Here is a 25,009-nt window from a genome sequence, read left to right on the forward strand (position 1 = left end):
CGGATATTGACCTGAATGCCCTATCTCCCGCATGACCTGTCTAAGGGAGAATTAATGCTGCGGTTTATCTTTACGGGTCTGATACTTTTGGCTTTTACGGCTCAGTTGGCTTGGGCCAAACCGCTCAAAATCGAATCTGAAAACATTGTGCTTTATGGCGATGTTGACGAAGGTGCGGCGCGCGACATTGTCCGGGAATTGGAAATCTACCGCCGGACAATCTTTGCCTTAGTGAAAAAAAAGCCACAGCCGTCCGAGACGAAGCTCACGATTTACAGTTTTGATTCCTCCCGCCCTCTCGCAAAATATTTCGGGAATAAGGGCACGGCAGGCCTTTACACGACGGGCACTGACGGTCCGATTTTTTTCACCTCTATAAAAAAATCTTATCGGGATGACACGTTTGAGGAGCAGGTCGCCAAGCATGAGTTTTCGCATCATGTTTTACATAAAATCGTCGCAGATGATTTCCCCCGTTGGTATGATGAAGGCTTCGCCAATTATCTCTCCACCTTTAAAATTGAAGAGGATGTCATTTCCATCGGCGCGCCAACCATTGGACATGGCGGAGCTCTGGAGCGGCAGCGCTGGATGTCACCCGAAGATGTGCTGCGCAGTGTCAGGCTTTATCCTTGGGCCAAGAAAGGAGAGGGTCGGAGTCAACTGGTCAATTCTTTCTATGCGCAGAGCTGGCTATATGTCCATTACATGCAGAATAATCCGGAATTTGGCTCCGCCCTGCCGGATTATCTCGCACGACTAAAACGCAATGCGGATCCGTTGGAGGCTTTCGAGGGCGCGTTTGGCATTTCCGTCAAAGACTTCCATAATCGTGCTAAAAAATATTTCGGCGCCAACGCTTTTCCCGTTGTACAGTTCAAAGCCGAAGCCGAATTTTTGACCGTGGACATGGTGACATACGAATTGAGCGAAGCTGAACTCGATCTGGAAATGCTGACGGGGCAGAGCAATATCCTGTCAGAGGATAATAAGAAGGATTACCGCAAACGCTTAGAAGCCGCGCGTGAGGGGCTCGGTGATTCGGAACGTATTTTGATGGCGAGTGCGGGACTGTCTGTTTTGGAGGACGAATTTGATGCGGCTGTCGCGGCGGCTGAAAGTTTGAACGCATCAACGCCAAATAAGATCGAAATTTTACGCCTTTTGGGTGATGCCTATTTGGGACAGAGCCAGATGACGCGGTTTCAGGATTTAAAGGAAACCGACCTTCATCATTATGAGAGCAATGCGGACCTCCAAACAGCGTTGCAACATTACGGGTCGGTCTTGAAAATGAACGCGAAAGATGACCGAACTGTGCGCGCCGTCGTCCGGATTTACGGACGCTCCAATGAAACCCTGACAGACGATGCGCGCAAAGCCGTGCAGTATTATGAGGGCACGATATTCCAAGGTAAGAATCCACACGCGATGTTGCATCTTGCCAATATTCATCTGCGCGACGGAAAGACCGTTCGCGGTTGCGATTATCTGAAAGCTGCTAAAGCACAGGCCAAATCGGAAAAATCCACCTATAAGAGCGATCTCGAAGCCCGGCTTTCTTACTTTGACGGGGAGTACGCTGAGACTTGTACAGGTTAATTTGCCTGTAGACACATCGCGCCCGCGGGCCTAATCCGCGCGCAATACACTCATTTAGCCAGGGTCTCGTCATCATGACTCCCACATCCAATCTCGTCACCGTCTTTGGCGGTTCAGGTTTTCTCGGTCGCTACGTCATCCGCGCGCTTGTCGCCAATGGCTGGCGCGTGCGGGCGGCCGTGCGCAATCCGCATACCGCACATGAGCTGAAAGTTATCGGCGATGTCGGCCAGGTCCAACTGATGCAGGCGAACCTGCGCTTTCCGACGTCCGTTGCCCGTGCAGTCGAGGGCGCGGATGCGGTCATCAATCTTGTTGGCGTGTTGTTCGAGGCCGGGCGTCAGAGCTTTGAAGCGCTTCACGCCACCGCCCCCGACACAATCGGAGCGGCCTGTACCGCTGCGAATATCACCAATGTTGCCCATGTTTCCGCCATCGGAGCAGATGTGAACAGCGAGAGCGATTATGCCCGCACGAAAGGCGAAGGCGAAGCGAACTTGCGGGCCCTGATCCCGACGGCGGATATTCTGCGTCCCTCTATCGTTTTTGGCACAGAGGATGAGTTTTTTAACCGTTTCGCGAAAATGTCTGCTTTTGCACCTGCACTGCCTCTGATTGGTGGCGGTCAGACAAAATTCCAACCCGTCTTTGTCGAGGATGTCGCCAAAGCCGTTGCGGAATCTGTGACGCGGGGAACAACGGGCATGACCTATGAATTGGGCGGTCCAAAGACCTATACATTCAAAGAGCTTTTGCGTTTCATGCTCGACACGATTGACAAAAAACGCCTTCTTCTGCCCATGCCGTGGTTTGCGGCGAATATGATGGGATTTTGCGGCGAGCTCTCCGGCGCTCTGCCATTTGTGGAACCTTTCCTCACGCGTGATCAGGTCAAAAATTTGAAAGTCGATAATGTCGTCGCCGAAGACGCTGTCGGGTTTGAGGCTTTTGATATTCAACCGAAAACGGTGGAAGCGATTGTCCCGACATATCTCGCGAAATACCGCAAATATGGTGAGTTTTACGAAAAGCGTGAGGCGATTGAGGATTAATCTCGACGCGACGCGTTCGCAGTCACAAGATGGTGATACCCACCTATTAGGTCCATTTGGACAGCGGTCTTTTTTTCTGTTATCGGAAAACGATAATTTAAAAGGAGACTCCCCCAAATGCGCAAACTTCTCGCCCTCTCTGCGACTGCAATCCTTCTCACCGCCTGTGTCGGTGGTCCTTATTCCAAACCGCCCGCTGTCGATACAACCGCTCTGGCCACAGTGCTCGAGGCCCAACCCGAAGACGCGCAAGCCCGCTATGACGCCCGTAATCCGGACGAGACGTTGGCGTTCTTCGGAATTGCACCGGGCATGAACGTCGCCGAAGCCCTGCCGGGTGGCGGCTGGTATTCCAAAATTTTGATTCCTTATCTTGGGCCGGAAGGCGAATTGGTCGGGATCGATTATTCTCCCGACATGTGGGGTGAGTTCAGCTTCGCGACTCCTGAATTTATCGAATCCAAGGAAGGTTGGGCCGAGGAATGGTCCGCGAAAGCCAATGACTGGGTCGAGGGCGGCGCGCCCGTTTCCGCCCTGACCTTTGACGGCGTCGGCGCACCGGATGGCGACATGGACGCGGTTCTGTTCATCCGCGCGCTGCACAATTTCAATCGGTTCGAAGACGATGGCGGTTACATGACCCAAGCGGTTGAGTTGGCCCATGATATGCTCAAACCCGGCGGCGTCGTCGGCGTCGTGCAACATCGCGCGCCGGAAACCGCGCCGGATGCCTGGGCGGATGGCAGCAAAGGTTATCTGAAGCAGAGCGCTGTGATTGCGAAGTTTGAAGCGGGTGGTTTCGAACTTGTCGAAGCCTCTGAAATTAACGCTAATCCGCTGGATAAGCCGGGCGCGGATGATGTCGTCTGGCGTTTGCCTCCGTCTCTGAACGGTGTCGGTGATGACGAAGCGCTGAAAGTTAAACGGATGGCGATTGGCGAAAGCGACCGCATGACGCTGAAATTTCGTAAGATTTAAAAAGAAGACCATAATCAATCTGGCAAGCGGAGACGCTTGCCGCCCATCATCGGGAACGGCGGGGAAGGCGATTGTCCATAATAAGCGGGACGTCCGCGTGGTGGCTCCTAGTGCAATTTTCTGAAAGAAAAATGCACGAGATGGGGAAACCAAAAGAAAAAGTTTTTACGCAAGGGCCAAGCGCGTGAGGTTCGGGTCGTTGAATTTTCTAATAGAAAAATCAACTTAGTCGGCGATACCGTTACATCATCCAAATCTCGAAATTGCCCGATTGTAAGACGGCCAACTTCTTGCACCCTGCGCATTTGACTGACGCCAATTGCACGAACCAACGCGGCGGTGTTTCTCCAACGGCGGCCTTACTTGACTGCGAATGTTTCAATCCGTCAGGCGCTCGCGGCTGGGTTCCTCCACATCTACGTTACCAGATGCTTCTAAGCACACCGTCCTTCAGCACCCGTGCATTTTGCTTACAGCAAATTGCACCGGTCAACGATCACTTGCCTGTCCCATGTCCGAAAGAACATCTTGAATATGACACGGGTCCTATAAGTGAGGATTATGTTTTTTATAAACGTGGGTTGGCCGCTGAAGTTTGCGGGAACTAACAATTGTCATCCCGCACGCAACGCAGTGGAGATGCGGGACCTATCGCATAAAAACCCAAGCTAACGTTCTGTAATCGTTAGGCCCCGCATCAAGTGCGGGGTGACAGTGAAGTGAAGTTTCGAAAGCGAGGATTAATATCGGCTTATATGCGGATTAATCTCCCCACATAAGAGGATTAAGTTTTCATCGCCGCGATTTCACTACTCTCTAAGGCCACTTCACCACAGGCGGCATACTACTCAAAATCGTTTTCACATTCCCGCCTGTCTTCAACCCAAACGTCGTCCCGCGATCCCAGAGGAGGTTGAACTCTACATATCGCCCGCGCGTGATGAGCTGTTCTTCGCGTTCGTCTTCCGTCCATGGCTCATGCATCCGACCGCGCACGATGTCTGCATATGTCGAGAGGAAGTGCCGTCCGACATCTTTTGTAAAGGCGAAGTCTGCGTCCCAATCTCCACTATTTAATCGGTCATAAAAAATGCCGCCAATGCCGCGCGGTTCATCGCGGTGATGGAGGTGGAAATATTCGTCGCACCAGTCTTTATAGCGTGGATAGTCTGCAACCGCGTGATCGTCACAGGAGGCTTTCATGCCTGCGTGAAACGCTTTTGCATCGGGAGAGTCCTGTGTCCGGTCCACCGCTTGGGTCGGAGTCAGGTCTGCACCGCCGCCAAACCAATCTTTTGTTGTCACAATATAGCGCGTGTTCATATGCACGGCGGGGACGCGGGGGTTGGTCATATGCGCGATGAGAGAGACGCCCGCCGCCCAAAAGCGGGGGTCATCCGCTGCACCCGGTGTGCGGGCCGCCATTTCCGGTGTGAACTCGCCTTGGACGACACTGATATGGACGCCGCATTTTTCGAACAAACGCCCGCGTAACATGCCGCCCGTCCCGCCGCCGCCATTCTCGACCTTGCGCTGCCAGTCCTCGAATTCGAATGTTCCGGGCTCGCCGGGATAGAGGTCTGCCGGGGCCTCGCGTTCCAGCGTTTCAAACTCGGCGCAAATTTTATTGCGCAGGTTCTTGAACCAATCGGCGGCGGTGATTTTCTTTTCTGCAAACGGGTCGGTCATTCTGGCTCGGTTTGTTGATCGTCAGGGCGTTCGCGGGCGAGATACATCGCCCCCAATATAATGGGAATGGCGATAAACATATCGAAGACCGAATTATACCAAATCCATTGATCCGTCGTCAGGATGAAGGCCAGCGGCGTGTCTATGCCCATGAGCAAGAGCGTCGCGCCCGCCAATGCGAAAGATGCCCGTTTTGGGTTCAGTCGCCCGAGCCCCTCCATATACATCGCCATGCGTTTGCCGAGATATCCGCCATTCAGGACGATCGCGTCAAACAGGGAAAAACCCGCGCCGATTATCGCCATCCATGTGCCTTTTAATTTCACGGCGAGGTCTGTCTGAAAGCCGAGCGCCAATCCTGCACTGATGAGGGACATGGCTGCGCCGAAGACGGCGAACCCGCCCAGCAGGTCCCACTTAACAAAAGGCTGGACCATGAACAGAACTGCCGTCGCACCTGCCCCCGTCAGGGCGGCTGTCACCAGCCCGAATTCCCGCGCGATAAAGAAGAAGAGGATGCCGAAAGAGATGTCGACGATGATGGAAGGCCGTAATGCTTTCTGCCGCGCGAGTATCTCGCGTTGCCGCTCGGCTTTGTTGGGCTCAACTTCAGTCATTCCAACCGCGATCCGTCATCAGGTAAGTTGCGAAACTGGCCAGCCAATGACTGCCGGAATAATGTTTGTCACTCACGGCAGCAACGCCTGCATCGCGGTGGATGTCGGCGGCGGCGACAAGGCTGGCGCGGCGGGCGTCACCTTCGGGCAGGGCACGTGCGATATTATAAAGGTTCCACGCACGAGAGGAGTTGACACCGTCGAGATGGACGAGCTTGCCGTCGCTGGCGTCTTTCACAATGGCGGGGGCGAGCCAGTCGGCGGAGCCGTCCGTCGGGATTTCAGGAAGATATCGCGTCAGCCAATATGAAAATGTTTCTGCATTACCTGTTACGCGCCGCATGAGGTCGGCCGTCATCAGGCAGGGCGACAAGAAGTCTTCGCCGGACGGCTCATAGGCGAGGGGGCAATCCACATCATTTGCGTGAAAATCCCCGGCCCTCATTCTGATTAATGTCGCGAATTCCGCGTCGCCCGCGACCTCAGCCCAATCGAGCATAAGTGTGAAGGCAAAGGACGTTTGATTATGTGTCCCCAACCGGATGGGATAAGCGAGTTTCGGGATCCAGTCTTTCGTCGCAGCGACGATATCGGATTCTAGGGGTTCGAGGATGTCCAGCCAGGCTTTTGCCTGCGGGTCATTTGTTTCCTGGGCCAATTCCCGCAGCTCCGCCGTTAATTGCAAGACCCACGCCCAGCCATATGGCCGTTCCCAGGACCCCCGCGCAGCACGGCGGAAATTGGCGAGTTCGCCCGCGACATTCTCCGTCGTGAAATTCGTGTTCAGTTTGGCGATGGCTTCCTCTCGCCAAGGGGCGTCCTGCGGGCCTTCGCGCAGCAACCGCACGAGTAGCCAATGGCCATGCACGGCGCTGTGCCAATCGAAACACCCGTAAAAAACGGGGAAGAGTTCGCGCGGTGCGCCAATCTCTTCCGCCGTGTCCGTCGTGCGGGAGATTTTATTCGGAAATTCCTTCTGCACGCAGTCCAGCGCGAGACGGGAGAAGCGATCCGCGAGTTCCGGTGAAATCTGGGACGGATAGGCCTCCGGACCGGGCAGGGTCACATCGGATTGAGGGTCGCCACATCCTGAGAGCAGGGCGGCGGTCAGAAGGAGGGCAAGTTTTTTCATAAAAGCGTTATGGCAGGCTGGCCGTCTGCCGCAAGGCTTCGAACAACGTCACGGCCACAGAGTTGGACAGATTGAGCGACCGCGCATTCGCGACCATGGGAATCACGACTCGCGCATCTACACTCTCGTGAACAGCCTCCGGCACACCGGACCCTTCCGCGCCGAAAACCAGCGTGTCATCTGCACTAAATTCAAAGTCGGGCAGGGGCGTCGCGCCTTTGGTCGTCAACAGGACGAGTCGTCCGGTTTTCGCCGCAACAACCTCGTCCCAGCTCCCCGCGACCTGCAAACCGCCCGGAACAGCGTAATCCATCGCCGCCCGCCGCATGCGTTTATCGCCCAGCGGAAAGCCACAAGGTCCGATCAATGTCAGCCCCGCACCGAAACAGGCACAGGACCGCATCACCGCGCCAACATTTCCCGCGATTTCCGGTTGGTAGAGAATGATGTTCATGGCGAGGCTTTAGCCCTGTGACGAAGGGTTGCAAAGTAAAGACATTGCGGCACGGGCTTCTGATGTTAGAGTTCCGTATGGCTGAAAATGAAAAAAGCCGCCGCGACTTTATCTTTGTGGCTACGGGCGCCGTGATCGCAGGGGGGGCAGCCGTGGCAGCGCGTCCGCTGATTCATCAGATGTCACCCGCAGCAGACAATTTGGGCGTCATAGGTTTAGATGTCGATCTGTCTAAATTGGAAGAAGGGCAGCAATTGACTGTCACCTTTTTGGGAAGACCGGTGGCCATTCGATACCGCACAGCCCTCGAAATTGCGACGGCACTTTCTGATGATCAGGTTGCACTAAGGCATAAAGAAACAGATCTGTCGCGATTGCGGCCAAAGCCCGATGGAACAATTGATCCGCGATTTCTCGTCTTTACGCCGATTTGTACGCATTTTGGCTGTGTTGTGGTCGGTGAAGCGGGGGATTTTGACGGCTGGTATTGCCCCTGTCACGGGGCGCATTTTGACACATCCGGGCGGGTGCGGAAGGGGCCTGCGCCCATAAATATGGAGATTCCCAACTATCGTTGGATATCAGAGACGGCCATAAATTTGAGATAACGATGTTCCCCTGCCGCAAAATGGGCCGAGGAACTGTAATCTCCATGAAAATTGCGTCGCAATGCCGCGAATCCCCACTGGCAATCCTTCCTATATCCTTCTAAGAACCGCCCGATTAATCAGACTCGCCGGATCACCCGGCCAAGAAGGAGTGGACGCAGGCTATGTCCGACAACCAACCCGAAGACGGATCAAAGCGCGATTTTATCTTTTTAGCGACCGGTGCCGCCGCCGCGGCGGGCGTCGCCGCGATTGGCTGGCCGCTTGTTGCACAAATGGGCAAAGCCGCCGATACACTCGCAGCAGGCTCGATTGAAATCGACCTGTCCAAGATTGCCGAAGGGCAACAGCTCAAGATGCTCTGGCGCGGCAAGCCCGTATTTGTGCGTCACCGGACGGCCGAAGAAATCGCGAAAGCCGAGGCCGTTGAACTCGCTGATTTAAAAGATCCCGCAACCGATGCCGAACGTTTGGTCCCCGGCACATCCGGCGAAGTGGATCCGAAATATCTCGTCATGGTCGGCGTCTGTACGCATTTCGGCTGCGTACCGGTCGGCGAAGCCGGCGATTACGAGGGCTGGTACTGCCCGTGCCATGGCTCTCACTATGATACATCCGGCCGTATCCGTAAGGGTCCGGCCCCGACGAATATGGCCATTCCGCCATATAGTTTCGTCAATGAAACCACAATTAAGGTAGGCTAGATTATGTCCGGACATCCTTCAACCTATGAGCCCAAATACGCCGCGTCCAAGTGGTTGGATCAGCGTTTGCCGATCGTTCGCATGGGTGCGGATTTCATGACGTTTCCGTCCCCACGGAACCTGAACTATTGGTACACATTTGGCGGCATTCTCGCCCTGTGCCTCGTCGTGCAGATCATTTCCGGCGTGATTTTGGCCATGCATTATGTCGCTGACGTCGACAGCGCTTTTGCCTCTGTGCAGCGTATCCGTCGTGACGTTCCATTTGGTTGGCTGCTGCAAAGTATGCATGCCGTGGGCGCGTCCATGTTCTTCCTCGCCGTTTACATGCACATGTTCCGGGGGCTTTATTACGGGTCTTATAAAGCGCCACGTGAAGTCCTTTGGATTATCGGCTGTTTGATTTACCTCGTCATGATGGCGACGGCTTTCCTCGGCTATACATTGCCATGGGGACAGATGTCCTTCTGGGGTGCGACCGTGATTACGGGTTTCTTTGGCGCCGTTCCGGTCGTCGGTGAAGCCCTGCAACAATGGCTTCTCGGCGGATATGCCGTTGATAACGCGACCCTGACGCGCTTCTTCGCGCTGCACTATCTGTTGCCTTTCGTGATTGCCGCGCTTGTCGGTCTCCACGTCTGGGCCCTGCATCATGTGGGTCAGAACAACCCGATCGGGATTACAGAAAAAACCAAATCCGATACGCTCTCCTTCCACCCGTTCTACACGGTCAAGGACGCCTTCGCGATTGCGGTCTTCCTGTTTATCTTCGCCTTCTTCCTCTTCTATCTGCCGGATGCCCTCGGCCACGCGGATAACTATATTGAAGCGGATGCGATGAAGACCCCTGCGCATATTGTGCCGGAATGGTACTTCCTGCCCTTCTACGCGATTTTGCGGGCTGTGCCGTCCAAACTCTTTGGTATCCTGCTCATGCTCGGCGCGATTGTTGTACTCTTCGTCTTGCCATGGCTAGATACGCATAAGGTCCGTTCCATGCGCTTCCGTCCGGTCGCCCGTTGGTTCTTCCTCATCTTTATCGTGATGTGTTTCATCCTCGGTTGGTGTGGTGCCGGTGTGCCGGATGATATCGCAATCCCACTGGGCAAAGATGCAGGCATTACATTCTACCGTCTCGGCCAGGCTGCGACGCTCTATTACTTCGCTTATTTCCTCGTAATTCTGCCCGTCCTCGGCTTGATTGAGAAACCCGTCAAACGACCGGACTCGATCACCAAAGCCGTCCTCGGTGATCAGAAACGCGGTGCCGGCCTCGTGCCTGCTGAATAGCGCGACACACATTTCGAATTGGAGAGCGTAGACATGGCGTTCAAGACACTCAAAACACTGATGCTAGGTGGCGTTATCGCCACCGCTTCCGTTGCCGGGATCGCTTATGCGGCAGGCGGCGGACCCGTTGGTGACTATAAAATGAAATATGTTGACTGGTCCTTTAACGGGGCTTTCGGTCAATATGACCGCGCAGCAATGCAGCGTGGCTACCAAGTCTACCGCGAAGTTTGTGCGGCCTGTCATGGTTTGAAATATGTCGCTTTCCGCCATCTCGGCGATGAAGATGGCCCATATTATCTCGACGATTTTCCGAACCCGAACGACAATCCCTATGTGAAAAATTTCGCAGCGGACTGGACGATTGAAGATATCGATAGCGAGACAGGTGATACGATCGATCGTTCCGGTATTCCGGCAGATTATTTCCCGCCAATCTTCCCGAATGATGCGGCGGCCCGCGCCTCCAATGGCGGTGCGCTTCCGCCGGATCTGTCCAGCATGGTCAAAGCCCGGACGGGCGGGGCGGATTATGTCTATAATCTGCTCATCGCCTATGATGTGCCAAAGCCTGACGAAGTTGAGCTGACACCGGGGCTCTATTGGAACCCCGTGATGGAAGGCGGAAAGATCGCCATGCCGCCACAACTCTCAGAAGGCCTCGTCGATTATGAACCGACGGAGATCATTGATCACGGCGAGAGCAAGATGGTCGACGCACCGGAAGCGACTGTCGAACAGATGGCCTATGACGTCACACAATTCCTCGCCTGGACAGCCGATCCAAAACTGGAACAACGCAAGTCGATTGGTATCATGACGCTCGTTTATTTGCTGATCTTATCTGCGCTTCTATTCGCGTCCTATAAGCGCGTTTGGCGTAACGTAGAGCACTAGGCTCGTTCAAAAATTACGACTTTTAAAACCCGGCCCTTTGGTCGGGTTTTTTTATATCCGCTCCTGTTTTCGAACTCTGCGACCTTTTCGCGCGTAGCTACTCCTGAGAAGAGAATAGGGATTAATTATGAAAATCAAAAATCGTCCGGAATATGGTAATAAACCCGTCCCGCTTACCTGTGGCCCTGACATGACCGTTCTCGCGGCTGTCAAACTCATGGCGGAAAAAAACTTCGGGTCTATCATCGTGGTCGACGCGGAACGCCGTGTTCTCGGCCTCATGACGGAACGGGATATTTTCAAACGCGTCATGGCACCCGAACTTGATCCTGCGACGACTAAAGTTGAGCAGGTGATGTCGACCGAACTCCGAAAAGCCAATGAAGAAGATGACCTGACGGATTGGTTGCGGATTATGTCGAATGAAAGATTTCGTCGCTTGCCGGTCGTTGATAATGAAGACCGCCTCGTTTCCGTGATGAGTCAGGGTGACTTCGTCTCCTATACATGGCCGCAGCTTCTCAATCAGGTCTCGACCCTCGCTAAATCCACTGTGAGTAAGAACTCGCAGCAAAGCCTGATTGTTTTTGGCATTATCGCCTACGCCCTGATTACTTTGACGCTCGTGGTCGTCAGCCTGCGTTAGGCTTTGCCTCGAGCGGTCTCGCTCGCTAGAGCGGGATTATGAAACATAAATCTGCCTCACACTGGACAATCGGTATTCTCGGGGGATCCGGTCTTTACGATATACCCGGATTGGAAAACCCGGAATGGGTGTCGATTTCGACGCCTTGGGGTGAGCCATCTGACGAGATATTATTCGCTGAGATGAATGGTGTACGCCTGCGGTTTCTCCCGCGTCACGGGCGGGGTCACGCACTCTCGCCGTCTGACGTAAATTACCGCGCCAATATCGATGCGTTGAAACGGGCGGGCTGTACCGATATCCTGTCGATATCCGCTGTAGGCAGTTTGCAAGAGGCCTATGCGCCCGGTGATTTCGTGATGGTCGATCAGTTCATTGACCGGACTTTCAAACGTGAAAAATCATTTTTCGGTAAAGGCTGCGTCGCCCATGTCAGTGTCGCTGATCCGATTTGTGAACGGCTGTCCGCGCTGGCCGGGGATGCGGCAGAGGCGGCGGGCGCGACGGTCCATCGCCCGCAATCCGGCGAGAGCCTGACCTATCTCGCGATGGAGGGGCCGCAATTTTCCACCAAATCAGAGTCGCATATGTATCGCGGCTGGGGATGCGATGTCATTGGGATGACAAATATGCCCGAAGCCAAACTCGCCCGTGAAGCCGAACTGCCTTACGCGACCATGGCCATGGTGACGGATTATGATTGCTGGCATGACGGTCACGGCAGTGTCGATGTCGCGAGTGTAATTGCGATCATGCGCCAGAATTCAGCCGTTGCGGCGAAGGCGGTTTTGGGGCTGGTCGAGAGATTGGCCGAGATGGACCGGACGCCGTGTCCCAGCGGAATTGAGACAAATCTTGATGTCGCAATAATCACGCCGCCTGAGGCGCGGGACCCAAAGCGTATGAGGATGTTGGATGCAGTGGCGGGTCGGGTTTTGAAGACATAAAAACACCTCTCCCCGAGGAGAGGTATCAAATTACAATCATCGCATCCTCACCGCTATCGCGGTTCGGCGCTTCGCTGCGATGGGTTCCCCGGACCCCTCACGGGCGCGAAGCGCCCCACAGGTCTTGTTTTTTGGCCCAACCTTTCAGTCCGTTTTCCGCCTTCACCTGACACCAGCCATTCCCGTCGCAGCTCTCCAGCCGCATGACGGCTTGGACGTCCGTGCGCGCGACTTCGCGAGCTTCGGGTTTTGGTTTACTGCGCAGGCTCGTCTCGCGCAGGGCGATGACGGTTCTCGCACCGGACAGGGCAGGCTTGCGGACCCAGGCTTCGTCCCCGGAAATATCCCGGACTTTCCGCCACATTTCGGTTTCCGCCACGATGAGCAGCGGTAATCCCCGACGTTGATATTGATAAGCAATGGCGTGATCGCGACTCGGACCCGTCCGCGCATTGACCTTGGTAAATTTCAGCGAGACAAAACGGGGCACGATAAAGCCTGACGGCGTCTGGTCCGCACTCACGCGGTAAAGATTTTGAATGGACGCCGCCGCGGGTAAGGGTTCAACAACACGCGTCGTGCGGTCCTGAGCCAGAGCCGGGCTCACGAAAAGAACGGAAATGAGAAGAGAGATAGAGAGTTTGCGCATAGGCCTTGATGTGCACGCGATTTGGTTAATCCATTCCTAATACAGGGCGCGTCGCGCATTGCTTTTGTGCAAAGATTCCCGCATCAACGCTTTATGAAGAAGAGTCCCAAAGTTGTCGTCACCCGTCGTCTCCCCGCCGAGATTGAAAGCCGTCTGACGGATTTGTTCGAGACGGAATTGCGCACGGATGATTTGCATGCGACGCGGGAACAACTCTTGACCGCCATTGCCGATTGCGATGTCTTCGTCCCGACGGTGACGGATAGAATTGATGCGGAAATCATTGCGGCGGCGTCTCCGCGGCTAAAGCTCATCGCGAATTTCGGCGCGGGGACCGATCACATTGATGTGGCCGCTGCCCATAAGAAAGGCATCGCCGTTTCCAATACGCCGGGTGTGCTGACCGAGGATACGGCAGATCTCGCCATGGCTTTGCTGCTCGCCGTCCCGCGCCGTCTCGTCGAAGGTGATCGCCGTTTACGGGCGGGGGAGTTCAAAGGCTGGAGCCCAACCCATATGCTGGGCCACCGTGTGCGCGGCGGGGCACTCGGGATTGTCGGCATGGGCCGCATTGGTCAGGCGCTCGCAAGACGCGCGCATGCTTTTGGTCTCGATGTCCATTATCACAACCGTCGCCGCATCCCGAAGGGGATTGAGGACAGCCTCGGCGCGACATGGCATGAAAATCTCGACGAGATGTTGGGGCAAGTGAATTTTGTCTCGCTCCATTGTCCGTCCACGCCTGATACGCATCATCTCATCAATGCGGATCGTCTGAAATTGATGCGGCCTGATAGCTATATTGTGAACACGGCGCGCGGCGAAATCATTGACGAAGCCGCCCTCGCCACTGCATTACAGGCGGGTACGATTTCAGGCGCAGGTCTGGACGTGTATGAAGATGAACCGTCACCTCATCCGGCTTTGCTGAATTTGCCGAATGTGATCCTGGCGCCCCATATCGGGTCCGCCACGTTCGAGTCCCGTCGCGAGATGGGGGAACTCGTGCTGATCAATATTCGCGCGATGATGGATCATCACGCTTGCCCTAATCGCGTGCTGCCGCCCGGCGCGTCATTTCAAATTGCCTCTTAAAGGATTGCCAACATGAAACGTATTTTACTCGCCTCTACACTTCTCCTCGCGGCGTGTTCACAGGCTGAAATTGACGCTAATGCTGCGCCACAGGATGCGGCGGAAGCTCCGGCCAAGCCCAATATTACGAGTCAGGATTTGGGCGGTGGGATCTATGTTCTTCTCGGGCCTGGCGGCAATATTGGCGTCAGTACGGGCGAAGACGGCGTTTATGTGATTGATGATAAATTTGCACGATTTGGTCAGGAGATTATTGATGTTATCGGGACGCTTTCTGACCAGCCCATTACCTATGTCTTGAACACGCATCATCACGGCGACCATACGGGCGCAAATGCCGAAATGAAGGCCGTTGGCGCCACGATTATGGCGCATGAAAATGTCCGAAAAAGAATGGGCATCACATATATGAATGAGGCCTTTGGTCGCCAGCAGGATGCGCGGGATGCCTCGCTTTGGCCGACCCTGACTTATTCCGAGAATATGACGCTCTGGTTTAATGGCGACGAGGTTCGCGCCATCCATGTGCCATCCGGGCATACGGATGGGGATACGATTGTTCATTTCGTAGGCGCGAATATCATGCATTTGGGTGATAATTTTTTCTATAACATGCTGCCCTTTGTTGATGTCGATTCCGGTGGGTCCATCCAAGGTATGATTGCCGCGCAACAGATAGCTTATGATGGGGCGGATGCGGAGACCGTGATTATTCCGGGACACGGTGCAGCCACGACAACGAAAGCTGAATTGGGTGAGAGTATCAAACGTCTGCAGGCTATCCATGATCGTGTGAAAGCACGGAAAGATGCAGGCGAGAGTCTGGCCGCAATCACAGCAGCAGACCCACTGGCCGATATGACGGATCTCGAAAGCTTCATCACAAAAGACGCGATTATCATGGCGACATGGCGTTCGCTTGGCGGCGATATCTAACTCTATGTCCTATGGCTCTCACGCTTACGTACCTGATGATCGGAACGCCTCAGTTCTCTTTAATGTAAATGGTGAGTTGGTCCGGCGGGATAAAGCCGTCGTGAATGTTTTCGATTCGGGTTTCATGTTGGGCGACGGCGTGTGGGAAGGTCTGCGGGTCCATGGCGGACGGGTTGCTTTTCTAGACGATCATCTCGAGCGCCTCTGGGAAGGCGCAGCCGCGCTCGACATTGATATTGGCTTGACGAAGGCCGCGCTCACGACGCGAATTTACGAGACGCTGTCTGCCAATGAGATGGTGGAAGATGTCCATATCCGACTCATGCTGACACGCGGATTACGCTCGACACCGTACCAAGACCCGCGTGTCATTATCTCTGATGCGACCATCGTCATTGCGCCGGAATTTAAAAAAGCCAATCCCGCGACAGCCGTCAACCCGCTCCGCCTCTATACCGTTTCCGTACGGCGCGGTCGATCCGACGTGCAGGATCCGGGCCTGAACTCGCATTCGAAAATCAACTGCGTCACGGCCTGTATTCAGGCGATCAAGGCGGGTGCGGATGAAGGACTCATGCTCGACCCGCAGGGGTTTGTGGCGACCTGCAACTCCACGCATTTCTTCATCGTGCGCAAAGGCGAAGTCTGGACCTCGTCGGGCGATTACTGCCTCGGCGGGATTACACGCGGCAAGATCGTCGACCTTTGCAAAGCCAATGATATTCCGGTTTTTGAGAAAAATTTCAGCCTGATGAAATGTTACAGCGCGGATGAGGCCTTTACGACGGGGACCTTTGCAGGCCTCGCACCTGTCGGTGACATTGACGGCCGCAAGATTGGTGACGGTAAACGCGGGCCGATGGTTGAGCGTCTGCAAAAGCTCTATCTCGATCTCATCCATAAAGACACGTCTGCATGATCATCGCAATGTGGTCGGGGCCGCGGAACCTGTCCACGGCCATGATGCGCAGCTTCGGGTCGCGGGCGGATTGCACCGTGATGGACGAGCCGTTTTTTGCCCCCTATCTGGCTGTATCCGGTAAACCTCATCCGGGGCGAAAAGAGACTTTGGCGCAGAATGAGACCGATCCGGACAGGGTTGCAGAACTCTGCACAGCCCCAGTTGCGCAGGACTATTTCTTTCAGAAACATATGCCGCATCACATGTTGGACGGCTTTCCGATGGATTGGGCGAAAGATGCAAAGCATTTCTTGCTCATCCGTCATCCGCAACGGGTCATCGCGAGCTATGCCAAAGAGCGCGGTGATTTTGAGGTGGGAGATTTGGGCTTCGCACCGCAAAGACGGCTTTGGGAAGATTTAGGTCGTCCGCCCGTCATTCATAGTGAAACAATCCTGCAAAATCCTAGTGCGGCACTCCGAGCACTCTGCGCGGCGATAGACATTCCCTTCGACCCCGCCATGCTGTCCTGGGAAGCGGGTAAACGACCGGAAGATGGTCCTTGGGCACCGTGGTGGTATAAGGGCGTTTGGGCCTCGACCGGGTTTGGTGCGCCGCCGAAAGCGATGCCGGAGATTGCGCCGCACTATCACGCCATGCTCGACGCCTGCCTGCCGGATTACATGGGGCTGGCTGGGTCTGCCTTACAAATTTAGGGGTAGCCTTTCGGAGGTTTTCGCGTCGCACTTGTAAGGCATTGCGAATTTCGTATGGTTAATCAAAGGTAAAGACCTAACAGGAGTTTGCCATGATCCGTGCCGGAATTCTAACACTTGCGATTTTAGCCCTGCCGGGCGTTGCGAGCGCCCATTGCGGCGCGACACAGGGTAGCTTTGCCGTGACCTGTGAAAGTGGCGTCAAAGTCTTCCGCCATAATGCGCCGTCCTCTCTACCTGCAGGTCCGACTTCTGCGCAGATCCAACTCGAAATCGCGAAACTGCGTCAGCAAACCGCGCAACAACGAATTGCGGCGGACCGTCAGGGGCAGGCTGAACAGGCTGAATTGCGGCGTCAGGAAATCGAGAATGAGCGCTATCGCAACCGGATCGAAAATGCGCGCCGGTTGCGGATTGCCAGAGGCTATGGATTTAGTAACGGGTTTTACGGCGGGGGCTTCCAATTGGCACGGCCCGTGACCGTCCGCACGTTACACTAAGCGCAAACGGGACAGGCCGGGTCTTTATTCAGGCGTAGCGTTCGTCCTTCAGCGCGAAGAGCGTCGTACATATAGAGCCTTCCCGATAAAGGCTCGCCCGCGCCCGTGATTGATTTCACAGCCTCCATCGCCATCATTGAACCGCACATGCCTGCCAACGCGCCGAGAACGCCTTCCGTTGCGCAGTTTCGATCCGTATCCGGGACATCGCCAACAAAACAACGGTAACAGGGGCTTTCTGCACCCGTGTTAAACACGCCAAGTTGCATATCAAAGCGACCCAAAGCTCCGGAGATGAGCGGTGTTTTCAACGCATACGACGCTTTATTGACGGTCAGGCGCGTCGCGAAATTGTCCGTTCCATCCAGAATGACGTCATGCGAGGCGAGGCGAGCTTCCGCATTTTCTTCGGTTAAGCGCAGATTGTGAACGGTCACATCACAGTCAGGGTTTTGGGCCTGTAATCGGTCGGCCAAGGTTTGGGCTTTGCCTTTTTCGATATCAGCATCAACAAACTGAACCTGCCTTTGCAGATTGGATATTTCTACCGCGTCATCATCAATGATCGTCAACTGTCCTACGCCCGCCGCGGCAAGATACATTGCAGCAGGACCACCTAATCCGCCCGCGCCAATGATGGCGACACTGGCCGACAGCAAAGCGTTTTGTCCGGGGCCACCGACCTCGCGCAGGACGATATGACGGGCATAGCGTTGAACTTGATTGGGGGTGAGGGGCATTAGGTTGAGGCTAGGGTGCCGTAACCGTTTTCCCGCGCACTTCCGGTGCGTAGTCCCCATCAAATAATGGCGTGGAAAGATAGCGTTCCGCGAAGCTCGGAATGATCGTGACGATGCGTTTGCCGCGCATATTCGGGCGTGCACCGACGAGAAGCGCGGCCGCAACCGCCGCACCTGACGAAATACCAATCGGAACGCCGTCTTCTGCTGCGACATGTTTAGCTGTGCCAAAGGCGGCGTCATTATCAATTGTTACGACGTCGTCGACGAGGTCTGTATCCAAATTGTCAGGGATGAAGCCTGCCCCAATGCCTTGGATTTTATGCGGGCCTTTTTCGCCTTTGGAAATCATGGGCGAGCCAATGGGTTCGACAGCTATGATCTGACAATCGGGATTTTTCTCTTTCAGGAACTTACCGGCACCGGAGAGCGTTCCGCCCGTCCCAACGCCCGCGATAAAGGCATCGACTTGACCGCCGCAATCATTCCAGATTTCAGGTCCCGTCGTATCATAATGAATTTGTGGATTGGCGGGATTGACGAATTGCCCCGCCTGTACTGCGCCGGGCGTTTCCGCGACGATCTCATTCGCGACTTCAATGGCGAGTGGAATACCGCCGGACGCTTCGGTCAGGACGAGTTCCGCGCCGAGGAGTTTCATCATTTTGCGTCGTTCCATCGACATTTGTTCCGGCATGACGAGGATAGCTTTATAACCCTTGGCCGCGGCTGCGAATGCGACACCGATACCCGTATTGCCGGAGGTCGGTTCGACAATGGTTCCGCCGGGTTTAAGCTTTCCGGAGCGCTCAAGGTCTTCGATCATGGCGAGGCCGATACGGTCCTTCACGGAAGCGATGGGGTTGAAAAATTCCAGCTTGAAACAGAGGTCCGCCGGAACGCCTTCGCTAATCCGTGGAAAGCGCACGAGGGGTGTGTTCCCCATGGTCTGGGCGATATTGTCGTAGATGCGACCGCGAATAAGATCTGTCATGGTAAACTCCGATAAATGTCGCCCTCATGTAGGCGTTTTATGAACGGGTTTCTACCAGTCGCGCATAATATCTCGGGCGAGCAACCCTGAAGGTGTTAGATCCTCATCCGTCCAACCGCCCTCAGAAGAGGCTCCGGGTTTAAACATAGAGGCGGTCTCATTCTTGTCACTGACGGACCAGTTGAGATGGCTGAGATTATTCTTCTTGGCGAATTCCATCCATTTTCGGGTCGATTTAGCATCCATATACCCATCACCATTATAGGTCACCGTCCCCCATTCCGAGATGATGAGCGGCAGACCTTTATCAATCGCATATTGCGCTTTCTTACGCAGCTCTGCCTTATGTGACGCCGCGTAGAAGTGGAGCGCGTAGAGAATGTTGGCGTGGCCGGTGATTGGATTGTCCGCCGCCTTATCGACATCCTGTGCCCAGCTCTGCGTGCCGACAATGATGAGGTTGTCCGGGTCCACCGCACGGATCGTTTCTATGAGCTCCTCAGCATAGGGTTTGACGACTGTGTCCCAATCCGTTGTGTCCAGCGGCTCATTATAGATTTCATAAATCAGGTTTGGTGTTTCGCCGTAAGCTTCCGCAAGGGCCGTGAAGAAGAGCTTGGCCTCCTCAATATCCTGCTCCGCTTGATGGGAATGCCAATCGACAATGACATAGAGCCCGTTTTTGATTGCGGCGTTCACGACCGTTACGACACGGTCAATATTTCCGTCCTCATCGTCGAGGTAACTTCCATTGCCCTGTGCGCCCATTGCGACGCGAATGATGCCGGCGTTCCAATCTTTGGCGAAAGTCGCCACTGTGCCTTTGGTGTAAAACCGCTCTTGCTGCCAACCCGTGTTGGACCAGAAAAAGCTCGGCCCTGCGAGGGAGATGATATTGTCGCTTTGATCCGTGATATGAGGGCCGGAAACGGAGAGCTGTCCGTGTTCTGAGACGGGTGTGATGGGACGGTCTTGGGCGTGGGCCGCCGTCGGAATTGCGGCGAGTAGAATCAATATAAGAATTCGAAAGAGGTGTGTCATAATTATTTAATTTAAAGTTATGTCGTTCCCGTCGAGCCAAAGCCACCCGCACCACGTGCGGTGTCATCCAATTCTTCGACGAGTTTGAATGTTGGCTGCGTAATCGGGGCGACGATCATTTGTGCGATGCGTTCACCCCGTCGGATGATGAAATCATCATGCCCGTGATTGATCAGCAGGACTTTGACCTCGCCGCGATAATCCGCGTCGATGGTTCCCGGCGTGTTGAGACAGGTGATGCCGTGTTTATATGCCAAACCCGAACGTGGCCGGATTTGCACCTCATAGCCGGCAGGGATTGCCATGCAGAGTCCCGTCGGGACGAGGGCCCGATGTCCGGGGGAGAGTTTGAGCGGCGCATCTTCCGCAACCGCTGCGCGGAGGTCTGCACCCGCCGCAAGTTCGGTTTCATAGGCAGGAAGTTGCAGGCCTTCGAAATGATCCAATGCTTTGAATTCAAGGGTCAGGGTCATTTTTTGGATTCTTCCGTATCAAGTTCCGTGTCTTCTGCGTCTACCAGACTGTCGTCCGTTTTAATGTCCATGGCTTCCAGCGCAGACGCGCTGTTTCCGACATCTTTTTCAACCGTTTCAGGCTGAGGTTCAGCGTTTTTGAGGTCAGGTTCTTCATCAAGCCGAACGGATTGGGTGGAAATCACGTCCGGTCCTTTTTTCTTTTTCACGTTCAATCCGTGATCGCGTCCTGCGAAATCGGCGAGTCGATCTTTGAGCAAGCCTTCCGTGTCTTCTGAAAGCGGGTATCCTTTATAGACATAATCAAAATGGTCGTGTCGCCAATAGATTGTCAGACTGTCCGTTTCGGTATCGTCGAAATCCTGCGAGAGGATAAATGGAATGCCCGTTGCCATGAGGGCGTAATCTGTCTCGACGGGAATGACATCATCGCGTTCACAGAGCAGCGCGCGGATCGGGTCGCCCATGAGCTTTTTCAAATGTCCGTCTTCGTCATCATAAACAGACGCAATATAGTCTTCGGCCGGGCCATAGGTCGAAACCTGCATCCCGCCATTGCCCGCTTCATCCGCCACAAAGCGCATCATCAGGACTTCGCAATCTGCGAGATTATCCGGAAGGTCGTTGGCCACAGCTGTTCCGGCGCAGAGCAATCCGGTGAGGGCGATAAAACGGGCTAAGTTCTTCATGATGAAAACACCTTTGCAATTTCCCGCGCGAGCTTGCGGGCTATCGCGCTTTTAGACGCTTGCGGCCACTGTGTTTCACCCTTTTGCATTACAATCGTGACAGCATTTTTGTCTCCGCCCATCACGTCGCCCGACACATCATTGGCGACAATCCAGTCGCAGCCTTTGCGGAGGCGTTTGGCGCGGGCCAGTTCGACCACGTCATGTGTTTGCGCGGCAAAACCGATACAGAGGATTGGGCGCCGGTCAGAGTTGCAAATCGTCGCGAGGATATCGGGGTTTTCCGCCATCTCAAGTGCAGGCGTTTTGCCGACGGGTTTCGGCGCTTTCTTGTCATAAGACTTCGCGGGACGCCAATCTGCGACGGCGGCGACGGAGACAAAAATGTCTGCGGGCAGAACGGACTCAGACGCACTCAACATTTCCCGCGCGGTTTCGACATCCACACGTGTCACACCCTGCGGCGCTGGCAAGGCGGTCGGGCCGGAGATGAGCGTGACCTCTGCGCCCTGATCAGCCAGCGCCTGCGCAATGGCATAGCCTTGCTTGCCGCTGGAATGGTTAGAAATATAGCGGACGGGGTCAATTGGTTCGCGGGTCGGGCCCGCTGTGACGAGGGCTTTGCGACCCTTAAGCGGTTTGTCCCCGCGCAATCCGTCCAGCGTCATATCCCCCATTAACGCGCCTTGGACGGCATCGGCAATCGCATCGGGTTCGGCCATACGGCCTGCACCAAATTCGCCGCAGGCCATATCGCCGACATCCGGTCCTATGAAGAGGGCACCGTCTTGCCGGAGCGTCTCGACATTGCGCTGCGTCGCCGACGCTTCCCACATGCGGACATTCATCGCGGGGGCGTAGAGCACGCGTTTATCTGTGGCGAGCAGCGTCGTCGTGGCCAAATCATCCGCCACCCCATGCGCCGCACGGGACATGAGGTTCGCGGTTGCGGGCGCGACAACAATCATATCGGCGGAGCGGGACAGCTCAATATGACCCATCTCGGCCTGCTCATCCAATTCCCAAAGATCAGTATAAACGGGCTTGCCCGACAGCGCTCCGGCGGAAAGCGCTGTGACGAATTCCGTCCCGCCCTTGGTCAGGATGATTTGCGAAGAAATCCCACGCCGCGCGAGCTCCCGGATGAGGAGCAGCGATTTATAAGCGGCAATGCCGCCACCGATGATGAGGAGAACGTGTTTGGTCATAGAGGTGGTTTACGCGCTCAATAACCTTGTGCAAAGCTATATGTCCCATGGCCGAATTCAAATCCTCTATCTCTGACTCTGTTCGGACAGAAATCCTCTCGCAACTTGAGGGGATTGAAAGAGATCACAAAGTAGAAATTTTATTCGCGGTTGAAAGCGGCAGTCGGGCATGGGGGTTTCCTTCGCCTGATAGCGATTATGATGTGAGATTTGTTTATGCTCACGATCCGGATTGGTATCTCTCATTAACGCCGGGTCGAGATGTTATCGAACTACCAATTGATGATGAGCTGGACATAAATGGCTGGGATATTCGGAAAGCCTTGAATCTTATGTTGAAACCGAATCCGGTGATGCTTGAATGGTTGTCGAGTCCCATTCGATACAGATGGAGTTCTGAAATATGCGGGAAACTTGAAGACTTCTCCCGCGGAGTTTCGCACGAGACGGCCTGTCTCAATCACTATCTCAGTTTAACGTTGCAGCAATGGGAGAAGCACATTGAAGGCCAATCCAATGTGAAATTGAAAAAGTATTTTTATGCAACTCGCCCTGCCATGAATATTTGTTGGTTGAGGACTCATCCCGACATTATTCCGCCTATGAATTTTCAAGCTTTGATGAACGGTCTCGACCTTACCAACGAACTGAAGTCCGAAATTCAAGCACTGATTGAAGCAAAAAGTCGAGCAAAGGAAATCGGCCTTGCGCCACGCGTGACTGTCGTAGATGATTTCATAAAAGCTGAGATTAATTGGGCGAAGGGAACTGTGAGCAAACTAAATCCGGTTCGGTTTGATAGAAGAGAAGAAGCCAATCAGCTTTTTAGAAATATCGTAAAAGATTGCTACCTTTACAACTGAGCCGCGGCCCAGCTTGCGCCCAGCGCTATGGCTGCGCCCAATCCTGCATAGGCGACGGGGCGGACGATATCGCGTTTCCGTGTCTTTGCGGGCTTGTTCCGGTCCACCGAGAGATCAATCTCTCCATCCGCCCAGGCTTGCGCGAGTTTTGCGATATTGTCGGTGGCTTCGGGGAGGATGCTGAGCGTGCGGCGTGTCTTGCCCAATCCATCAAGGAAGTCATTGAGATACCGTTCCGGCCCCAATTCGCGGCGGACGGCTTTCTCGACGACGGGACGCGACGCTTCCCACATGTCGAATTCCGGGTCGAGGCGGCGGGCGACACCCTCGGCTTGCATCATTGTTTTTTGCAAAAGAATTAATTGCGGCTGCAATTCCATATCGAAAATATCTGTGATTTCGAGCAGTTGCAGCAAGACTTTGGACATGGACACGTCTTCGGCGCGTTTGCCAAAGATCGGCTCGCCGACCGCGCGCAAGGCGCTGGCAAATTCTTCTACGCTGTGATGCGGGGGGACATAGCCGATATCAAAATGAACCTGTGCAATTTTATAATAATCACGCTGGAGAAAGCCGAATAGTGTATCAATCTCGAACCGGATTTCTTCTTCGCCCAAGCGACCCAAAATCCCGAAATCGAGCAGGACCAATTGCCCGTCTGCATCCATGATGAGATTGCCCTCATGCATGTCGGCGTGGAAGACGCCATATTCGAATGTGGAGGCGAGGAAAGATTGAATGACTTTGGTGGCAAGGTTTTGACGGTCTTCCAGCGGCATATCCAAAATTGTGTCAGAGGAGAGCGCCGTGCCGTCAATCCACTCACTGACGAGGACGTCTTTTCCAACCAGATCCCAAAAGAGATTGGGCACGCGGTATAACCCCGTATCTTCCGCAATTTCCGCGAGCTCACTTTGCGAGGCCGCTTCAAGGCGCAGGTCGAGTTCCAGCATCACGGCGCGGCGGGCCTCTGCGACAAAATCTTTGGGCCGCAAACGGCGGAGTTTCGGTACCGCGCCATGTGCCAATTTTGCCACGAGCGCGATCGTGTTCATATCATTCGTCATGCGCGTCAGGATATTCGGACGCAGGACTTTCACGGCGACGGTTTCGCCCGTGTGCAACACGCCCTTATGGACTTGCGCAACAGACGCTGCGGCGACAGGTTCAGATAGGGAGGCCAGATGTTTTGACCAGGGTGCGCCCCATTCTGCCGCCATCATAGCTTCAGCTTTTTCCATGGGGAAGGGCGGAACTTTATCTTTCAGGACGGACAGACCACGGGCAAATTCCGCGTCAAACATATCGCCACGTGTCGCGAGGACTTGTCCGAACTTGATATAGGCGGGACCGAGATCTTGTAACGCTCGCGCAAAACGCTCGCCGGCATTGCCTTTGCGATTGCCAAGGCTGAAAATACGGCTAATCGCGCCGATAAAGCGCACTGGCCACGGCACAAATGGCGCATATTCCGCCGGGACCAGCGCATCATGCCGGATCAGCACCCAAGCCGTGCGGAGCAGGCGGAAAAATGTCGCGAAACGTTTAAACATGAGGGGCTTATAGAGAGGGGGCGCACAGGAATATA

The 25,009-nt window shown here is 54.6% G+C and carries 27 protein-coding genes; 15 read left to right on the forward strand and 12 right to left on the reverse strand.

Annotated features, from left to right (window positions below; translation table 11 throughout):
* Positions 1-15: 15 nt before the first annotated feature.
* The 3 genes from ACP9M6_RS05705 to ACP9M6_RS05715 all read left to right on the forward strand — a co-directional run bounded on the left by ACP9M6_RS05705 (position 16) and on the right by ACP9M6_RS05715 (position 3,632).
* Entirely contained in the window at positions 16-1,602 is a 1,587-nt protein-coding gene (locus tag ACP9M6_RS05705) for a tetratricopeptide repeat protein (protein ID WP_427454308.1), read from the forward strand.
* Positions 1,603-1,676: 74 nt separating this feature from the next.
* Positions 1,677-2,654 carry a complex I NDUFA9 subunit family protein gene (locus ACP9M6_RS05710; protein ID WP_427454310.1) on the forward strand — a complete coding sequence of 326 codons (978 nt, stop codon included), beginning with the start codon at positions 1,677-1,679 and terminating at the stop codon, positions 2,652-2,654.
* A 117-nt stretch (positions 2,655-2,771) separates the two neighbouring features.
* Complete coding sequence (locus tag ACP9M6_RS05715; protein ID WP_427454312.1) at positions 2,772-3,632, forward strand: class I SAM-dependent methyltransferase; 861 nt, start codon at positions 2,772-2,774, stop codon at positions 3,630-3,632.
* Between the two features lie 816 nt (positions 3,633-4,448).
* Here the strand turns inward: ACP9M6_RS05715 and hemF are convergent.
* From hemF to ACP9M6_RS05735, 4 genes are read right to left on the reverse strand one after another with little or no spacing between them, the layout of a single operon-like run.
* Positions 4,449-5,321 (reverse strand): oxygen-dependent coproporphyrinogen oxidase, encoded by an 873-nt coding sequence (gene hemF / locus ACP9M6_RS05720; protein WP_427454314.1) that lies wholly within the window; start codon positions 5,319-5,321, stop codon positions 4,449-4,451.
* The gene (locus ACP9M6_RS05725) at positions 5,318-5,938 is read right to left on the reverse strand and encodes a hypothetical protein (RefSeq protein ID WP_427454316.1); all 621 of its coding nucleotides are present in this window, start codon (positions 5,936-5,938) and stop codon (positions 5,318-5,320) included. Before ACP9M6_RS05725 ends, hemF begins: the two co-directional genes overlap by 4 nt.
* Positions 5,931-7,070, reverse strand: a complete 1,140-nt coding sequence (locus tag ACP9M6_RS05730) for a DUF2891 domain-containing protein (RefSeq protein ID WP_427454318.1) — start codon at positions 7,068-7,070, stop codon at positions 5,931-5,933. Before ACP9M6_RS05730 ends, ACP9M6_RS05725 begins: the two co-directional genes overlap by 8 nt.
* A 7-nt stretch (positions 7,071-7,077) precedes the next feature.
* Positions 7,078-7,524: a tRNA (cytidine(34)-2'-O)-methyltransferase gene (locus ACP9M6_RS05735; protein ID WP_427454320.1), complete on the reverse strand. Its 447-nt coding sequence runs from the start codon at positions 7,522-7,524 to the stop codon at positions 7,078-7,080.
* Between the two features lie 77 nt (positions 7,525-7,601).
* Here ACP9M6_RS05735 and petA (ACP9M6_RS05740) point away from each other — a divergent pair, with 77 nt between their 5' ends.
* The 6 genes from petA (ACP9M6_RS05740) to ACP9M6_RS05765 all read left to right on the forward strand — a co-directional run bounded on the left by petA (ACP9M6_RS05740) (position 7,602) and on the right by ACP9M6_RS05765 (position 12,616).
* Entirely contained in the window at positions 7,602-8,132 is a 531-nt protein-coding gene (gene petA / locus ACP9M6_RS05740; protein ID WP_427454322.1) for a ubiquinol-cytochrome c reductase iron-sulfur subunit, read from the forward strand.
* 164 nt (positions 8,133-8,296) lie between these two features.
* Positions 8,297-8,836 (forward strand): ubiquinol-cytochrome c reductase iron-sulfur subunit, encoded by a 540-nt coding sequence (gene petA, locus ACP9M6_RS05745; protein WP_427454324.1) that lies wholly within the window; start codon positions 8,297-8,299, stop codon positions 8,834-8,836.
* A gap of 3 nt (positions 8,837-8,839) precedes the next feature.
* The gene (locus ACP9M6_RS05750) at positions 8,840-10,126 is read left to right on the forward strand and encodes a cytochrome b (RefSeq protein WP_427454325.1); all 1,287 of its coding nucleotides are present in this window, start codon (positions 8,840-8,842) and stop codon (positions 10,124-10,126) included.
* A 33-nt stretch (positions 10,127-10,159) separates the two neighbouring features.
* The gene (locus ACP9M6_RS05755) at positions 10,160-11,023 is read left to right on the forward strand and encodes a cytochrome c1 (RefSeq protein WP_427454326.1); all 864 of its coding nucleotides are present in this window, start codon (positions 10,160-10,162) and stop codon (positions 11,021-11,023) included.
* A 127-nt stretch (positions 11,024-11,150) separates the two neighbouring features.
* The gene (locus ACP9M6_RS05760) at positions 11,151-11,669 is read left to right on the forward strand and encodes a CBS domain-containing protein (RefSeq protein ID WP_427454327.1); all 519 of its coding nucleotides are present in this window, start codon (positions 11,151-11,153) and stop codon (positions 11,667-11,669) included.
* A 38-nt stretch (positions 11,670-11,707) separates the two neighbouring features.
* Positions 11,708-12,616, forward strand: a complete 909-nt coding sequence (locus ACP9M6_RS05765; RefSeq protein WP_427454329.1) for an S-methyl-5'-thioadenosine phosphorylase — start codon at positions 11,708-11,710, stop codon at positions 12,614-12,616.
* Positions 12,617-12,713: 97 nt separating this feature from the next.
* Here the strand turns inward: ACP9M6_RS05765 and ACP9M6_RS05770 are convergent, their stop codons facing one another.
* Positions 12,714-13,265, reverse strand: coding sequence for an SH3 domain-containing protein (locus ACP9M6_RS05770; RefSeq protein ID WP_427454331.1), 552 nt, complete (start codon positions 13,263-13,265; stop codon positions 12,714-12,716).
* Positions 13,266-13,358: 93 nt separating this feature from the next.
* Between ACP9M6_RS05770 and ACP9M6_RS05775 the strand changes: the two genes are divergently transcribed.
* The 5 genes from ACP9M6_RS05775 (at position 13,359) to ACP9M6_RS05795 (ending at position 17,413) form a co-directional block, all read left to right on the forward strand.
* Complete coding sequence (locus ACP9M6_RS05775) at positions 13,359-14,360, forward strand: 2-hydroxyacid dehydrogenase (protein ID WP_427454333.1); 1,002 nt, start codon at positions 13,359-13,361, stop codon at positions 14,358-14,360.
* A gap of 12 nt (positions 14,361-14,372) precedes the next feature.
* The gene (locus ACP9M6_RS05780) at positions 14,373-15,296 is read left to right on the forward strand and encodes an MBL fold metallo-hydrolase (RefSeq protein WP_427454335.1); all 924 of its coding nucleotides are present in this window, start codon (positions 14,373-14,375) and stop codon (positions 15,294-15,296) included.
* Between the two features lie 4 nt (positions 15,297-15,300).
* Positions 15,301-16,215, forward strand: a complete 915-nt coding sequence (locus tag ACP9M6_RS05785) for an aminotransferase class IV (protein WP_427454337.1) — start codon at positions 15,301-15,303, stop codon at positions 16,213-16,215.
* Positions 16,212-16,913 (forward strand): HAD family hydrolase, encoded by a 702-nt coding sequence (locus ACP9M6_RS05790; protein ID WP_427454339.1) that lies wholly within the window; start codon positions 16,212-16,214, stop codon positions 16,911-16,913. Before ACP9M6_RS05785 ends, ACP9M6_RS05790 begins: the two co-directional genes overlap by 4 nt.
* A 92-nt stretch (positions 16,914-17,005) precedes the next feature.
* Positions 17,006-17,413, forward strand: a complete 408-nt coding sequence (locus ACP9M6_RS05795; RefSeq protein ID WP_427454341.1) for a hypothetical protein — start codon at positions 17,006-17,008, stop codon at positions 17,411-17,413.
* Here the strand turns inward: ACP9M6_RS05795 and ACP9M6_RS05800 are convergent.
* Genes ACP9M6_RS05800 through coaBC form a run of 6 tightly spaced genes read right to left on the reverse strand, consistent with a single transcriptional unit; the run spans position 17,410 to position 22,558 of the window.
* Positions 17,410-18,153: a HesA/MoeB/ThiF family protein gene (locus ACP9M6_RS05800; RefSeq protein ID WP_427454343.1), complete on the reverse strand. Its 744-nt coding sequence runs from the start codon at positions 18,151-18,153 to the stop codon at positions 17,410-17,412. The two genes, ACP9M6_RS05795 and ACP9M6_RS05800, sit on opposite strands and share 4 nt — an antisense overlap.
* Before the next feature lie 10 nt (positions 18,154-18,163).
* Positions 18,164-19,147 (reverse strand): cysteine synthase A, encoded by a 984-nt coding sequence (gene cysK / locus ACP9M6_RS05805; RefSeq protein WP_427454345.1) that lies wholly within the window; start codon positions 19,145-19,147, stop codon positions 18,164-18,166.
* A gap of 51 nt (positions 19,148-19,198) precedes the next feature.
* A complete protein-coding gene (locus tag ACP9M6_RS05810) occupies positions 19,199-20,188 on the reverse strand; it encodes a glycoside hydrolase family 5 protein (RefSeq protein ID WP_427454347.1) in 990 nt (329 codons plus the stop codon).
* Between the two features lie 17 nt (positions 20,189-20,205).
* Entirely contained in the window at positions 20,206-20,661 is a 456-nt protein-coding gene (gene dut / locus ACP9M6_RS05815) for a dUTP diphosphatase (RefSeq protein ID WP_427454349.1), read from the reverse strand.
* A complete protein-coding gene (locus ACP9M6_RS05820; protein ID WP_427454351.1) occupies positions 20,658-21,350 on the reverse strand; it encodes a hypothetical protein in 693 nt (230 codons plus the stop codon). The genes dut and ACP9M6_RS05820 overlap by 4 nt, the downstream gene beginning before the upstream one ends.
* Entirely contained in the window at positions 21,347-22,558 is a 1,212-nt protein-coding gene (gene coaBC / locus ACP9M6_RS05825; RefSeq protein WP_427454353.1) for a bifunctional phosphopantothenoylcysteine decarboxylase/phosphopantothenate--cysteine ligase CoaBC, read from the reverse strand. The genes ACP9M6_RS05820 and coaBC overlap by 4 nt, the downstream gene beginning before the upstream one ends.
* A 47-nt stretch (positions 22,559-22,605) precedes the next feature.
* Between coaBC and ACP9M6_RS05830 the strand changes: the two genes are divergently transcribed.
* Positions 22,606-23,421 (forward strand): nucleotidyltransferase domain-containing protein, encoded by an 816-nt coding sequence (locus ACP9M6_RS05830; protein ID WP_427454355.1) that lies wholly within the window; start codon positions 22,606-22,608, stop codon positions 23,419-23,421.
* Here ACP9M6_RS05830 and ACP9M6_RS05835 read toward each other — a convergent pair.
* Positions 23,412-24,974: an ABC1 kinase family protein gene (locus ACP9M6_RS05835; RefSeq protein WP_427454357.1), complete on the reverse strand. Its 1,563-nt coding sequence runs from the start codon at positions 24,972-24,974 to the stop codon at positions 23,412-23,414. The two genes, ACP9M6_RS05830 and ACP9M6_RS05835, sit on opposite strands and share 10 nt — an antisense overlap.
* Positions 24,975-25,009 lie beyond the last annotated feature (35 nt).

Origin of the sequence: Litorimonas sp. WD9-15, from assembly GCF_050271975.1 — a bacterium.
Taxonomy (GTDB): domain Bacteria; phylum Pseudomonadota; class Alphaproteobacteria; order Caulobacterales; family Maricaulaceae; genus Litorimonas.